Genomic DNA, 14,001 nt, shown 5'->3' on the forward strand with positions numbered 1-14,001 from the left:
GTTTTTTAATGCCTGTATAGCACTATAGTTATAGTTCGCTTTTTAAATAGTTCTACTACATTGGGTTAGTCATCAACTGACAGACAACAATGATAACGACTATAAAGGCGATATATGCAAAAAGTAACACAATTATGTAAACGAAAATCAGCGTCGTTTACTCCGCTCGCAGTGCTCTGTGCTGCTATTTTCTCACAGCCAAGTTTTGCAGGGAGTTGGCAGCAAAATGTCAGCATTGGCGGTTTTAATAATGTTCACATTTACACTCCTGATACGCAATCAAGCATAGGCAATGGCCATTCTTTGATGCTAGTACTGCATGGCTGCGTGCAACCCATTAATAACTACTTAACTGCGAATCTTGAAGATGCAGCCGAAGCCCATGGCATGGTAATAGCCGTTCCTGATGCGATGAATAAAGCAGGCTATAGCTGCTGGTCATATTGGCAAGGAGCAATCAATAGAAGTTCTGGTGATTATAAAAATTTAATTAATTTAGCCAATGCATTGAGCGCTGATGCAACGCGTAATATTGACCCTAAACAAGTGTATATTGCAGGTTTATCATCTGGGGCTGCAATGGCTGCACAAACGGCTTGTGTGGCGCCTGATGTATTTGCCGGAGTTGCACCAAGTGCCGGGCCGACCATTGGCACAAGTTCAAGTGGGGCGATTTCGACCTGTGAAACAGTGTCTGAAAACACCTTTGTATCCCGCTGTGAAAGCTATGCTGGCAGTTATAAAGATCATTTCTCTACACAAATAGCGGTGATTGGTCACGGCACTGCCGATACCACAGTGAATACTTGTTATAACCAGCAAAACGCAGATGGCTTTGCTGCCCTTTATGGGGTTAATCAACTTTCAGGCACGACGACAATAAGTGATGATGCAACGCGTACCGCTGAGCAGTCACTTTGGCAAGACAATCGGGTTGCTATGCTGTGGTTTAATAATTTGGATCACTCGTGGTCGGGCGGGCAAGGTGCGTCTGGCGATTATGTGGCGGCAAACAGTATTAATTTTGCAACCTATCTCGGTGAGTACTTTGCGGCTAATAATAAACGAGTTGATCGTAATGCAGGCCCTGAAATTAGTAATTTAACTGCCACAGTCAGTAATAATCAGCTCACCATTACAGGCAGTGCAGTCGACCCAGAAGGCAGTGTAACCAATGTTGATATTAACGTGTATAGCCTAGCCGGTGGCGCGGCAAGCTTAATTGAGTCACTGAACGTGCAAGTCGATGCGAATAATACCTTTAGTGGGGTGACAAGTGCACTCAGCGAAGGACTTTATGAAGTGCGTGTCAGTGCCACAGATAACGAAGCGAAACAAGGTGATGAAGCTAATCTTACGGTACGCGTTGGGCCAGAGCCTGCGGCTACAGCACCACTACTGAGTGATACTGCGGCAAGTGTAAACGGGCAGTGCGCTTCAGTGACGGGAACGGTGATTGATGATAATCAAAACTTAAGTACTGTCGTGGTCAGTTTTAGCAATGGTGATGTGACGGCTACAGTGAATGGGCTTGAGTACTTTGCTGAACAATGCAATCTGGCTGGTGGCAATAATAGTGCAGTGATCACCGCAACTGATGATACTGCGCTGACATCAACAGATAGCATTAGTTTTGTCATCGATGCTGGTGTAACAGGCGATTACAATCTTCATATCAACGAAGGCCATATTAGCTGGGGCGAAGGTTACTCTGCCTGTTATTTAGCGTTTGGAACTGCTGCCTTTACTATGCGCGAGTATTCAGCGGGCACCAATCAATGTCAGTGGATTGCTGATGATAATTCAAGTTGTGCAGGGCCATTACAGGCATGCAAAACCACCACTGGACCGACTAATGACGCAGACAACGACGGTGTGCTCGACGGCGCAGATAATTGCCCAAATGTAGCGAATGCTGATCAAGCTGATAACGATAATGACGGGATTGGTAATGTGTGTGACAGCACTCCTGATGGTGAAACGAGTGACTCTGACAGCGATGGTGTTAGTGATAGCCTAGATAACTGCCCGCTGGTGGCCAATAGTGATCAACTGGATAGTGATGCAGATGGTGTGGGTGATGCGTGTGACTCAACACCGAATGGTGATTACCAATGCACTGAAACCACCTCTAGCAACTATGCACATGTGCAAGCAAATCGCGCAACCACGAATGGCTCTTACGCCTATGCTGTGGGCTCAGGTGATAACCTAGGTCTTTATAACACCTTTTATACCAGTACCTTAGCGCAAACTAGTGCTGGGTATTATGAATTAGGTAATTGCCCTAATTAATAAATGTGTGTCGCCCATGTGGGCGACATAGCTTTAGTTACTCTTATATTTAAACCATTACCGCCTACGTTAAAAATGATTACAGGGTTACCAGTGGAATTGTTGAAACAACTAGTCACGACGCTTTTTGCTGTTTTCAACAATATTTAAATGCTTCAAATTTGTTTATTAATTTAAGCTGGTTGGCATGATTGGTCATAAAGATGATTTTAGTGTTCTTACCAATTTTGTGTTTTTATGTTGCACGCTCATCTCAAAATTTTCTCAAACTTATCAATTCCCGTAAATAATCAAATAAAATTAACTAATTAAGTTTGTAAAGAATTTTACTTGATAGCTTTTATTTTTATCGGGACAGACTTTTTTGAATATTGGTCAATATTCTTTTCTTTTTTTGTAACGCCAATTGGTTGACAATGCAATTTATTGGTAATAACTTATGTTGTTATTGGTAACCTTGTTGTGCCAGTTTGTGTAAGTGCTGCTATTAAGATGTAGTGCTGTGAGATTTAAAAAATTTAACTAGGCGCACTTTTCGAAATGGTTAACTTCATTCAAAAGTGTCAATTTATTTAGGAGTTCTACATGTCAAAACCAACGATCGGTTTTATCGGCCTTGGCCTAATGGGTGGCAATATGGTCGAGAATCTACAAAACAAAGGCTATCAGTTGATTGTGATGGATCTTAATAAAGAAGCCGTTACAAAATGTGTAGAGCGAGGTGCTCAAACAGTATCGACAGGTAAAGAGTTAGCCGCTGCTTCAGACATTGTTATGCTTTGCTTAACAACATCAGATATCGTGGAAAAAGTAGTTTATTCAGATGAAGGTTTATTGGATGGATTAAAAGAAGGATCTGTTTTAATCGATTTTGGTACATCAATTCCTGCCTCAACTAAGAAAATTGGTAAAGACCTTGCTGCAAAAGGCGTAGGTATGATTGATGCACCTTTAGGGCGTACTCCAGCGCATGCAAAAGATGGCTTATTGAATATTATGGCTGCAGGTGACTTAGAGACGTTTAATAAAGTGAAGCCTGTATTAGATGATCAAGGTGAAAATGTGTTCCATTTAGGGGAGCTTGGCGCAGGTCATACAACAAAGTTAATTAATAACTTTATGGGTATGACAACGGTATGTGCGATGTCTCAAGCATTTGCTGTTGCTGATCGTGCCGGCGTAAATCGCCAACAACTTTTCGACATTATGTCTACGGGACCATCAAATTCACCTTTTATGCATTTTTGTAAAAACTATGCGGTGGATGGAGTGAGTGATCTTGGGTTTTCAATTGCAAATGCAAATAAGGACTTAGGTTACTTTTTACAGATGGTAGAGGATCTTGGCACTGTGTCAAAAATTGCTGAAGGCTCATCGGCGAACTTGCAAGCTGCATTTGATGCGGGAATGGGTCAAGGCAATGTGCCTGAGATTTTTGATTATTTCAAAAGCTTAGTTAAGTAAAGCCATTTGCCAAAGCGCTTCACATCGTGAAGCGTCTGAACACACATAATAAAGCTGATGGCGTTTTTCGTCGAAATATCAGTAAAAATGAGTTAACTATGCGATTGATTAAACTAAATATAATAAAGCTTAGCCTAGTTATTCTTGGTTGTTTTTCGACAACGATTGCAGCCAAAGACTACTTAATAGACAACAAACAAGCTTACGCAAAAATAGCCAACACGTTACAAGCAGGTGATACCGTAATTTTACAAAATGGGGTGTGGCATGACTTCGAAATTGTTTTATCTGGTCAAGGCTCTAAACAATTACCGATTAGATTAAAGCCGCAAACTAAAGGTAAGGTTATTTTATCTGGGCAGTCAAACCTTCGTTTAGCAGGGCAGTATTTGCATGCCAGCGGCCTTGTATTTAAAAATGGTTATACCCCGACATCCGCGGTTATTGAGTTTCGTAATGGTAAAGAACTCGCATTTAATTCGCGTGTCTCTGAAATGGTAATCGATAATTATAACAACCCAGATAAGCGCGAATCTGATTATTGGGTAGCGCTTTATGGTCAGCATAACCGTTTTGATCACAACCACTTAGAAGGTAAACGAAATAAAGGAGTGACAGTTGCGGTTCGGTTGAATTCTGAACAAAGTCAGCAGAATTATCATCAAATTGACCATAACTATTTTGGCTATCGTCCTGTATTTGGCTCTAACGGTGGAGAAACGTTACGTATAGGGACGAGCCACTACTCGTTGTCCGATTCGCACACATTAGTTGAGAACAACTATTTTGAACAAACCAATGGTGAGGTCGAAATCATTTCGATTAAATCAGGTAAGAACCATATTCGAAATAACGTTTTTTATGAAGCTCGCGGCACACTTACACTGCGTCATGGGAATGGAAATATCATCGAAGAAAATATTTTTTTCGGTAATGGTGTAGAGCATACTGGCGGCATTCGCGTTATCAACAAAGATCACATTATTCGTAATAATTATCTCGAGGGATTAACGGGATTTCGTTTTGGCAGTGGCTTTACGGTGATGAATGGTGTGCCTAATTCACCCATTAACCGCTATCACCAAGTTGAAAATGCGCAAATTGAAAACAATACCTTTATAAATGTTGAACATATTCAGCTTGCTGCTGGCAGTGATGCTGAACGCAGTGCTGTACCAATTGATAGTGTGATGAACAATAACCTGATCATTAACGACTCGCAGCAACCGTTCACAGCTTTTGATGATATTAGTGGCATTAAGTTTAGTAAAAACATTGCCAATACAGCCGTATTACCATCGCTTAGCAAGGGAGTAAAGCAACAGCAAGTTAAGTTAAAGCGTAATAAAGCGGGCTTACTTTACCCTGTTTCAGAGTCAGTTTTTGCGGGTGCTAAGGCTGATTTAACTGTACTGAAAAAAGCAGACACAGGAGTGAGCTGGTACCCTAAAAGCCCTGCAATTGTGGCTTTTGATTCGGGAAAAACACATCGAGTGGAAAATTCTGCGAAGGATCTCCTGCTTAAAATTGAACAAGCGCACTCTGGTGATGTACTTGAACTATCAGCAGGAGACTATGACCTTGCAAAACTGGTCGTGATTGATAAAACCCTTTCTTTTAAGGCGGCTCAAGATGGCGCTGTGAATTTGACTTTTGAGCGCTCTAGTTTGTTCGAAATTCATGATGGCGGCAGTTTAAAGCTAGAAGGGTTAGTTATATCTGGTAAAAACAGCCCAGACTCAGCGGGTAATTCGGTTATTCGTACTAAAAAATGGGGCATGGTTGAAAACTACCGCTTGATTATGGAGCGTTGCCAATTAATTGATTTAGACATTAATCATACCTTTGATTTTTTTAAAACGGGTAAAGGTGCACTAGCGGATGAAATCACTTTAATTAATAACCAGTTTAGTCAGGTTACTGGCGATATCTTGCGCCTTGACAGCGAGATTGAAAACTTAGGTGTGTATAACGCAGAGTACGTCACCTTAACAAATAATCATTTTGATAATGTTAGTGGTGCGCTAGTTAAGCTCTATCGTGGCGGCACTGATGAAAGTACGTTTGGTCCACACTTTTTGTTAAAAAATAATACACTGAACTCAGTGGGTTTAGGGAAGCGAAATCAAACTAATGCCAGTGTTTACTTACATGGTGTGCAAGTTACCGAAATCGTCGAGAACGCGTTTACCAATTCTGCGCCGATTGTCGTTGATCATACTGTTGGTGAACCGCAAACGCGTATTATCTCAAACACGTTCACTAATACAGCAAAACCACACATTAAAGAGCTAAATATTGCAGGCTCGCATACGGCTATTTTAAAAAATAACCAAGTGATTCAGAAGTAGGGAGCAAGCATGAAAATATTTAATTTTTACACAGGCTTAAAAATAGCGGTAACTGCTCTGGCTATTACCACATGCAGTGCTTTTGCGACGCACCCAAATTTAGTAATCACCCAATCTGATGTTGAGAAGATGCGCAGTGCGCTTAACCAATCGGGTCGCTTTAATGATCGGTATCTTGAGCTAAAGCAACATGTAGATCAGCAACTTGCTTTTGGGATTGTTGTGCCGTTACCTAAAGATGGTGGCGGTGGTTATAGCCATGAGCGTCATAAAAAGAATTATCAGCTGATGTATGGCGCTGGCATAATTTACCAGTTAAGCCAAGAGCAAAAATATGCCGATTTTGTGCGCGATATGTTACTTGAATATGCCGCACTCTATCCAACGTTAGATGTGCACCCCAAACGTAAAGTTAAGTCGCAAAACCCAGGAAAATTATTTTGGCAAAGCTTAAATGAAGCTATGTGGTTGGTATACACAATTCAAGCTTATGATTTGATCGTTGAGACACTCACAGATCAAGACATTAATGACATTGAGCATAAGCTATTAAGACCTGTGGCACTCTTTTTATCACAAGGACAGCCTTCTACTTTTAATAAAGTACATAATCACGGCACTTGGGCTACAGCTGGAGTTGGCATGGCAGGCTACGTGTTAGATGAGCCACAGTGGGTTGAAAAGGCGCTGTATGATTTAGATAAATCTGGTAAAGGTGGCTTCTTAAAGCAGCTTGATATGCTTTTTTCACCTCAGGGGTATTATAACGAAGGCCCCTATTACCAACGCTTTGCGTTACTCCCTTTTGTTACGTTTGCCCAAGCTATTGCACATAACGAACCTGAACGAAAAATTGCACACTATCGTGATGGCATTTTGCTAAAAGCCATAGATACTACAATTCAACTAAGCTATAACGGTTTGTTTTTTCCGATTAATGATGCAATTAAGAGTAAAGGGATCGACACCATTGAACTTGTGCATGGTGTGACGGTTGCTTACGGTTTAACGGGTGATACAGGCTACTTAGATATTGCTCAGCAACAAGGGCAAATTATTCTTTCGGGAGATGGTTTAGAGGTTGCAAATGCGTTAGATGAAGGATTAGCAACACCCTATCAGTTCAGGTCCGTCGCATTTGGAGATGGCAGCCAAGGAGATGAAGGGGCGCTTGTTATCATGCGCAGCAAACCCAATGGCGAACAGGCATTACTCTTTAAACCTGCTTCTCAGGGATTAGGGCATGGCCACTTCGATAAGTTAACCTGGCAGTTTTACGACAAGGGACAAGAAATTGTTTCTGATTATGGTGCTGCGCGTTTTTTAAATGTTGAAGCCAAATTTGGGGGTCGTTACTTACCGGAAAATAACAGCTATGCAAAACAAACCGTAGCGCATAATACAGTCGTTGTGGACGAAATCAGTCATTTTAATTCAGATGTAAAGCAAGGAAACAAACATGCCCCAACGCTAAATTTCTTTGAAACATCGGAATACGGCAGTGTATCGAGTGGTCAAATAAATACAGCTTACGAAGGGGTTGAGCTTGAGAGAACGTTTGCTTTGGTCGAACTTAAAGAACTAGGTAGTACTATTGCTATTGATTTATACAGTGTCAACGCATCACAACCTCACCAACTAGATTTGCCTTTGCATTATAAAGGGCAATTTATCGATAGTAATTTTGATTTAAATACGCAGAGTCAACAGATGACGGCGCTGGGTAAAAAGAATGGTTATCAACATCTTTGGTTAAGAGCGCAAGCTCGTCCTGAGAAGGGGTTAGCTAAGGTCACATGGTTAAATGAAAATGGCCGCTTTTATACTTTATCAAGCTTAGTGAATGGCGAAGAGTCGTTTTTATTCACGCAAGTTGGTGCAAACGATCCTAATTTCAATCTACGTAATGAACATGGTTTTATCCGCCGAGTGAAAGGTGTAAATAGGCATCAATTTATTTCAATACTAGAGCCTCATGGTGAATATAACCCGAGCAAAGAATATACCCTCGTTGCACAAAGCCGATTATCTGCCTTGTCACACACACAACAGGGGGAGCTTACGCTTATTGAGTTAACTGTGGCAGATAAGCCTTATTTAATTGCCATTAATAACAACAAAGACGCTAGTAAAAGATCATTTAAATATAAAAATCAATCATATTCATTAGACGGCCACTTAGGCGTTTATTTGATGACCAACATTTAGGAATAGTTGCCATGACTAAACAAAGTGAACATTTTACATTTGCAAGCGACGCTGAAGTTGAAGACCTAGGGAATGGCCTAAAACGTCAAATGCTTGGTTATAACGAAGAACTAATGGCCGTTAAAATTTGGTTTGCACAAGGTGCTATTGGCTATAACCATGCTCACCGTCATTCACAAGTTACTTATGTTGTTGAAGGTGAATTTCATTTTAATATTGATGGTGTTACCAAAATATTAAAAGCAGGTGATAGCTGTTTTATTCCTCCTTATGCAGATCACGGTGCAACTTGCCCAACGGGTGGTATTTTAATTGATACCTTTAGCCCAGCTCGTGAAGACTTTTTAGAGGATGAATAATATGAAACTTCAAGGTTTACGCTGGTGGGTAATTGCTCTAATAGCACTGGCAACTATTATCAATTATATCGATAGACAAGCGCTTAGTGTGCTATGGCCTGATATTGTTGAAGAACTGTTTCCTGATGAATCAGCTTTAGAGCGAAAGCAAATTTATGCCAATATTTCGATTGTTTTTGTATTTGCTTATGCATTTGGGCAAGCAATTTTTGGCAAAATTTTTGATTGGGTTGGTACGCGCTTTGGTTTTGTTTTATCAATAGGTGTGTGGTCGCTAGCAACCGTGGCTCATGCATTTGCCCAAGGAGTAATGAGCTTAAGTCTTTTTCGCGCTATTTTAGGCGTTGCAGAAGCTGGGAATTGGCCGGGAGCTGCAAAAGGCAATGCTGAATGGTTTCCAACTAAAGAACGTGCCTTAGCACAAGGAATTTTTAACTCTGGTGCTGCAATTGGCGGCATTATTGCAATCCCTCTTATTGCTTATTTAACTGTCTACTTTAGCTGGCAAATGGTGTTTGTTGTGGTAGGTGTTATGGGCTTCTTATGGCTAGTGCCTTGGCTTATTCTAGTGAAAGCTCCACCAGGCTCTCATCCATGGATCAGCGAAGAAGAAAAGCAATACATCTTAACCGGCCAACGTCAGTCTACAGCCGATAACACCAATGATGAAGAATACAACCCAAGCACGACTGAGCTTTTAAGTCGTAAACAAAGCTGGGGCGTTATCATTGCATCAGCAGCAATTGACCCTATTTGGTGGTTGTTTGTTTTTTGGATCCCAATTTACCTCAATGAAGTCTATGGCATGGATGTTAAGTCAATTGGAATTTATGGTTGGGTGCCTTATGTTGGCGCTATGTTTGGTGCATGGTTTGGTGGTTTACTTGCGCAAAACCGTTTAAAAGCCGGATGGAGCACGGATAAAACACGTAAGCTCACCATTACATTAGGCTGCTTAATTATGTTGCCAGCCTTAATTGCCATGGCAAACCCAGGCGCGCCCGTAGTAGCTGTATTGATTATGGCTGTGATTTTATTCGGTTTTCAAACAGCGATTGGTAATGTGCAAACGCTACCGAGTGACTTATTAGGGAAAAAAGCAGTCGGCACCTTATCGGGTATTTCTGGTATGGCTGCAAAACTAGGTGCTGTAGGTCTAACGTCATTGGTGCCTTACTTAACTGCCGGCGGTAATTACACACCTGCATTTGTGATTGGCGCATCGCTTGCGATTATTGCGATGTTGGCTGTTTGGCTATTGATCCCAAAAATTGAACCACTAAGCAGTAAAAAGTAACCCAAATAAAGGCTTTTTAGATTCTCTAAAAAGCCTTTTTAATTACAGGATAAAATAATGAAAAAAATCTTCTTTCTGGGTGAATGCATGGTTGAGTTAAAAGCTATTTCAGATAGCACGCTAAATCAATCATTTGCTGGCGATGTTTATAATTCAGCGGTGTATTTAAAGCGTTGTTTTAGCTCACTTGAATGTGGGGTTGTAAGTGCTATCGGTACGGATGCGCTCAGTATTAAAATGCGGCAGCGATTTGTCGAAGAAGGCCTAGCGACACAGCTTGTCTTCACACATGCTAATAAAGTACCCGGTATTTACTACATTGAAACTGATGAGCAAGGGGAGCGCAGTTTTACCTACTGGCGACATGACTCAGCAGCCCGTAAAGTGGTGGATTTTTTTAACCCAAGTGTTGAAGAAGAATTAGCCAGTGCAGATATGCTGTTTATCTCGGGTATTTCATTGGCTGTCATTGAACCAGCAAGCCGAGATTTATTTTGGCAAATCGTTCAGCGGATAAAAAAAGCGGGCGTTAAAATCGTTTTTGATCCCAATTATCGAGCCCGGTTGTGGCAGAGTGAGCAAGAAACTAAAGGGCAATACACTATTGCATTCGAACTAGCTGATATTTGTCTACCAGGTATTGAAGATTTAACGACACTTTATGAGCTTCATAGCGCACAAGCCGTTATGGACTATTTAGCGCAATTTAATATCTCAGAAGTCGTTGTTAAAAATGGCCCAAGCTCTGTCTTTACAAAAATAAATGGTCAATTGTTTGAGCATCAAATTACACCAGTTACACATGTTGTCGACACCACATCAGCAGGCGATGCATTTAATGGTGCTTACCTAGGTGCCAGAATGGCAGGTATGGATGAACATAAAGCTGTACAGCTTGCTGCAAAAGCCGCTGCTGTGGTGATCCAGCAGCCAGGAGCAATTACACCAAAAGAACACTTTGTGAAGGCCATGCAGAGTACTTAATTTCAAAACTACCTTTTAACTGCTCGTTAGCAGCAACTTGATCTTTACCAATTAATTTAAAGAGAGAACGAACATGATCCGCTTTTCTGAACTGATGTCAGGGCAAACACTGCTGCCTCTTATTCAAGCTGAGACACCTGAACAAGGGGTAAAAATAGCCAAAGCAATGGCTGATGCAGGGCTAGGGCTGGTTGAAGTTGTACTTAGAACGAAGGCTTCATTAGCGACTATTTCAGCGATAAAACAACAATTGCCCCAACTCACGGTTGGTGCAGGGACGGTTATCAACGAAGGTATCCTACAGCAAGCAATTAAAGCAGGTGCAGATTTTATTGTTACACCTGCTGTGTCAGCAAACTTACTTCAAGCGCTAAAAAACTGTGGTTTACCGGTTGTTCCCGGTGTGTCTAATACTGCAGACATTTTACTGGCATTAGAGGCCGGCTTTACTGAGCAAAAGCTATTTCCAGCTTCTTTATCAGGAGGGCCGGCGTTTTTAAAAGCTGTGTCGAGTGTGTTCCAAGATGTTCGCTTTTGCCCAACAGGTGGCGTGAATGAGCATAATAAAGATGAATATTTAGCATTAGATAATGTGATTGCAGTAGGAGGCACGTGGGTCGCTAAACAACAATGGGTTGAGCAACAAAACTGGCAAGCGATTACCGATGCATGTATTGCAGCGAATAAAGCATAACGGAGGCTGAAATGTCGTTGTTAGATACAGCAGTTAAAGCAGGGGTGGTTGTTGGTAGGGATGTTGCAAAACTATACGATGATGCTAGAGAGAACCACTATGCCTTACCGGCAGTGAATGTGGTGGGTACATCATCAATCAATGCAACACTGGCAGCTGCAAAAAAGGTGCAGTCTCCGGTTATTATTCAGTTATCAAATGGGGGCGCACAATTTTTCTGTGGTAAAGACTGTGGCTTGGAACCGCAACATGCTGCGATTTTAGGTGCTGTCAGTGCCGCGCACTATGTGCATGGTGTTGCAGCGCATTATGGTGTGCCAGTTATGTTGCATACAGATCATGCCGCAAAATCATTACTACCTTGGATAGATGGCTTACTAGATGAGGGAGAACGTTACTTTGCAAAAACGGGCAAACCTTTGTTTAGCTCTCATATGATTGATTTATCTGAACAGTCCTTAGAGGAAAATATCGAAACATGTGAACGTTACTTAGTTCGTATGGCAAAAATAGGAATGACACTTGAAATCGAGCTGGGCTGTACTGGGGGCGAAGAAGATGGGGTTGATAATAGTCACCTTGATAGTTCAGCGCTTTACACCCAACCAGAAGATGTTGCTTATGCCTATGAAAGACTCAGTAAAATTAGTCCTAATTTTATAATTGCCGCCTCGTTTGGCAATGTGCACGGCGTGTATAAACCGGGTAATGTAGTATTGACCCCGCTTATCTTAAAACAATCTCAGCAGTTTGTAGCCAAGAAATTTAATTTGCCACATAACAGTTTGAACTTTGTGTTTCATGGCGGTAGCGGTTCAGAACCAGCAAAAATTACTGAGTCGCTAGGCTATGGTGTGGTAAAGATGAATATCGATACTGATACACAATGGGCATGTTGGGATGGGGTGTTAAATTATTACCGCCAACATAGTGCCTATCTGCAAGGTCAAATTGGCAATCCAGACGGCGACGATAAACCAAACAAAAAGTATTATGATCCAAGAGTTTGGTTGTACCAAGGCGAGCAAGCAATGACAGCGCGGTTATTGCAGTGTTTTAGTGATTTAAATTGTATCAATAGGTACTTACCATGCAACGATTGATCCCCGTATTAAAAAAAGATGCTGTCGAGACTGAGCTGATCATGCTGATCAGAACTATTTTAGCGGCATGTAAAGAAATTGCTTTTCGCGTGAGTCAGGGAGAGTTGGCAGGGGTACTTGGCTCCACCTTGGATGAAAATATCCAAGGTGAGGTGCAAAAGAAGCTCGATGTAATCGCAAACCAATTACTTAAAGACATGTTACTTGAAGAAGCATCGGTTGCGGCTATTGCATCTGAAGAAGAAGATCATGCCGTAGCTGGTAACGCTAAAGGCCACTATATCGTTGCTTTTGACCCCCTTGATGGCTCTTCAAATATTGATGTTAATGGCCAAATTGGCACTATTTTTACTATTTATCGCAAACGTGATGATGTTCCCTTTGATAGCTATGAGCAATTCTTACAGGTTGGTGAAAGTCAGATATGCGCAGGTTATGTTTTATATGGAGCATCGACGTTATTGGTTATGAGTACGGGCGGACCAACTCGCTGCTATACCTTGGATTTAACCCATGGAGGCTTTTTGCTAACAAAACAGCAGATGCAGGTTGCAAATACACGTAATGAGTTTGCTGTAAACATGGCTAATTATCGCTATTGGCATGCTACGGTACAGCATTACTTTGACCAGCTTCTATACGCTGATGAGCAATTTGACAAAAGCGCTATGCGTTGGAATGCAGCCATGGTAGGAGATGTACACCGGATTTTAACGCGAGGTGGCGTTTTTATGTACCCAGCAGATCGCCGAGTGGGTAATGAGAATGGTAAAATACGACTACTTTATGAGGCAAACCCATTGGCAATGTTAATTGAAAATGCACAGGGACAAGCCACTACTCAAGGGCAGAGAATTATGTCGATAATGCCAACTAATTTACATCAACGAGTACCCGTAATTATTGGCTCACCTGAGCAAGTAAAAGGGTTTAATCAGACTGTTTTTGAATAAACTAATTTAGAGAGTAGGTTATGTTAGGACTCATTCGCGGATTAGCATTAGGGGCTTGTTAGTCTATTCGAACTGACTAAACCACCAAATGATAAAAGCGCTTTGTATTTTTTGGAAACATTCATTATTTATCGTTGGGATAACTGAAGTGGAATTAACTTAGGCTACTTTTACGCTGATGCAAACATTGAGTTTGAAGGTAGCACTTGTATTTATACTTATAATACCGATGAGAATGGAGACACAATTAACTAAGGCAACCATGGTGTCGTAAATAAATATGGTCCTCACTT

10 protein-coding genes are annotated in these 14,001 nt (G+C 41.4%); all 10 read left to right on the forward strand.

The window, feature by feature from the left end; genetic code table 11:
• Positions 1-114: 114 nt before the first annotated feature.
• The 10 genes from IRQ78_RS20565 (at position 115) to IRQ78_RS03160 (ending at position 13,708) form a co-directional block, all read left to right on the forward strand.
• Positions 115-2,295 (forward strand): extracellular catalytic domain type 1 short-chain-length polyhydroxyalkanoate depolymerase, encoded by a 2,181-nt coding sequence (locus IRQ78_RS20565; protein ID WP_228482490.1) that lies wholly within the window; start codon positions 115-117, stop codon positions 2,293-2,295.
• A gap of 585 nt (positions 2,296-2,880) precedes the next feature.
• Entirely contained in the window at positions 2,881-3,759 is an 879-nt protein-coding gene (locus IRQ78_RS03120) for an NAD(P)-dependent oxidoreductase (RefSeq protein ID WP_138618280.1), read from the forward strand.
• Between the two features lie 98 nt (positions 3,760-3,857).
• The gene (locus IRQ78_RS03125) at positions 3,858-6,110 is read left to right on the forward strand and encodes a polysaccharide lyase 6 family protein (RefSeq protein WP_194441315.1); all 2,253 of its coding nucleotides are present in this window, start codon (positions 3,858-3,860) and stop codon (positions 6,108-6,110) included.
• 9 nt (positions 6,111-6,119) lie between these two features.
• Positions 6,120-8,318, forward strand: a complete 2,199-nt coding sequence (locus tag IRQ78_RS03130) for a heparinase II/III domain-containing protein (RefSeq protein ID WP_194441316.1) — start codon at positions 6,120-6,122, stop codon at positions 8,316-8,318.
• Between the two features lie 11 nt (positions 8,319-8,329).
• Positions 8,330-8,677: a cupin domain-containing protein gene (locus IRQ78_RS03135; RefSeq protein ID WP_166338616.1), complete on the forward strand. Its 348-nt coding sequence runs from the start codon at positions 8,330-8,332 to the stop codon at positions 8,675-8,677.
• Position 8,678: 1 nt separating this feature from the next.
• On the forward strand, positions 8,679-9,974 hold the full coding sequence (locus IRQ78_RS03140) for an MFS transporter (RefSeq protein WP_138618286.1): 1,296 nt from the start codon (positions 8,679-8,681) through the stop codon (positions 9,972-9,974).
• 57 nt (positions 9,975-10,031) lie between these two features.
• Positions 10,032-10,958, forward strand: coding sequence for a sugar kinase (locus tag IRQ78_RS03145; protein WP_166338618.1), 927 nt, complete (start codon positions 10,032-10,034; stop codon positions 10,956-10,958).
• A 73-nt stretch (positions 10,959-11,031) separates the two neighbouring features.
• On the forward strand, positions 11,032-11,652 hold the full coding sequence (gene eda, locus IRQ78_RS03150) for a bifunctional 4-hydroxy-2-oxoglutarate aldolase/2-dehydro-3-deoxy-phosphogluconate aldolase (protein ID WP_138618290.1): 621 nt from the start codon (positions 11,032-11,034) through the stop codon (positions 11,650-11,652).
• An 11-nt stretch (positions 11,653-11,663) separates the two neighbouring features.
• Positions 11,664-12,755, forward strand: a complete 1,092-nt coding sequence (gene fbaA / locus IRQ78_RS03155) for a class II fructose-bisphosphate aldolase (protein ID WP_194441317.1) — start codon at positions 11,664-11,666, stop codon at positions 12,753-12,755.
• Positions 12,743-13,708, forward strand: coding sequence for a class 1 fructose-bisphosphatase (locus IRQ78_RS03160; protein ID WP_194441318.1), 966 nt, complete (start codon positions 12,743-12,745; stop codon positions 13,706-13,708). The genes fbaA and IRQ78_RS03160 overlap by 13 nt, the downstream gene beginning before the upstream one ends.
• Positions 13,709-14,001 lie beyond the last annotated feature (293 nt).

It is taken from the genome of Pseudoalteromonas simplex, assembly GCF_015278155.1.
GTDB classification, from domain to species: domain Bacteria; phylum Pseudomonadota; class Gammaproteobacteria; order Enterobacterales; family Alteromonadaceae; genus Pseudoalteromonas; species Pseudoalteromonas simplex.

What these genes read in the sequence shown, in the direction of transcription:
- IRQ78_RS20565 (WP_228482490.1), top strand. Translation starts at nt 115, where the DNA reads ATGCAAAAAGTAACACAATTATGTAAACGAAAATCAGCGTCGTTTACT.
- IRQ78_RS03120 (WP_138618280.1), top strand. Translation starts at nt 2,881, where the DNA reads ATGTCAAAACCAACGATCGGTTTTATCGGCCTTGGCCTAATGGGTGGC.
- IRQ78_RS03125 (WP_194441315.1), top strand. Translation starts at nt 3,858, where the DNA reads ATGCGATTGATTAAACTAAATATAATAAAGCTTAGCCTAGTTATTCTT.
- IRQ78_RS03130 (WP_194441316.1), top strand. Translation starts at nt 6,120, where the DNA reads ATGAAAATATTTAATTTTTACACAGGCTTAAAAATAGCGGTAACTGCT.
- IRQ78_RS03135 (WP_166338616.1), top strand. Translation starts at nt 8,330, where the DNA reads ATGACTAAACAAAGTGAACATTTTACATTTGCAAGCGACGCTGAAGTT.
- IRQ78_RS03140 (WP_138618286.1), top strand. Translation starts at nt 8,679, where the DNA reads ATGAAACTTCAAGGTTTACGCTGGTGGGTAATTGCTCTAATAGCACTG.
- IRQ78_RS03145 (WP_166338618.1), top strand. Translation starts at nt 10,032, where the DNA reads ATGAAAAAAATCTTCTTTCTGGGTGAATGCATGGTTGAGTTAAAAGCT.
- eda (WP_138618290.1), top strand. Translation starts at nt 11,032, where the DNA reads ATGATCCGCTTTTCTGAACTGATGTCAGGGCAAACACTGCTGCCTCTT.
- fbaA (WP_194441317.1), top strand. Translation starts at nt 11,664, where the DNA reads ATGTCGTTGTTAGATACAGCAGTTAAAGCAGGGGTGGTTGTTGGTAGG.
- IRQ78_RS03160 (WP_194441318.1), top strand. Translation starts at nt 12,743, where the DNA reads ATGCAACGATTGATCCCCGTATTAAAAAAAGATGCTGTCGAGACTGAG.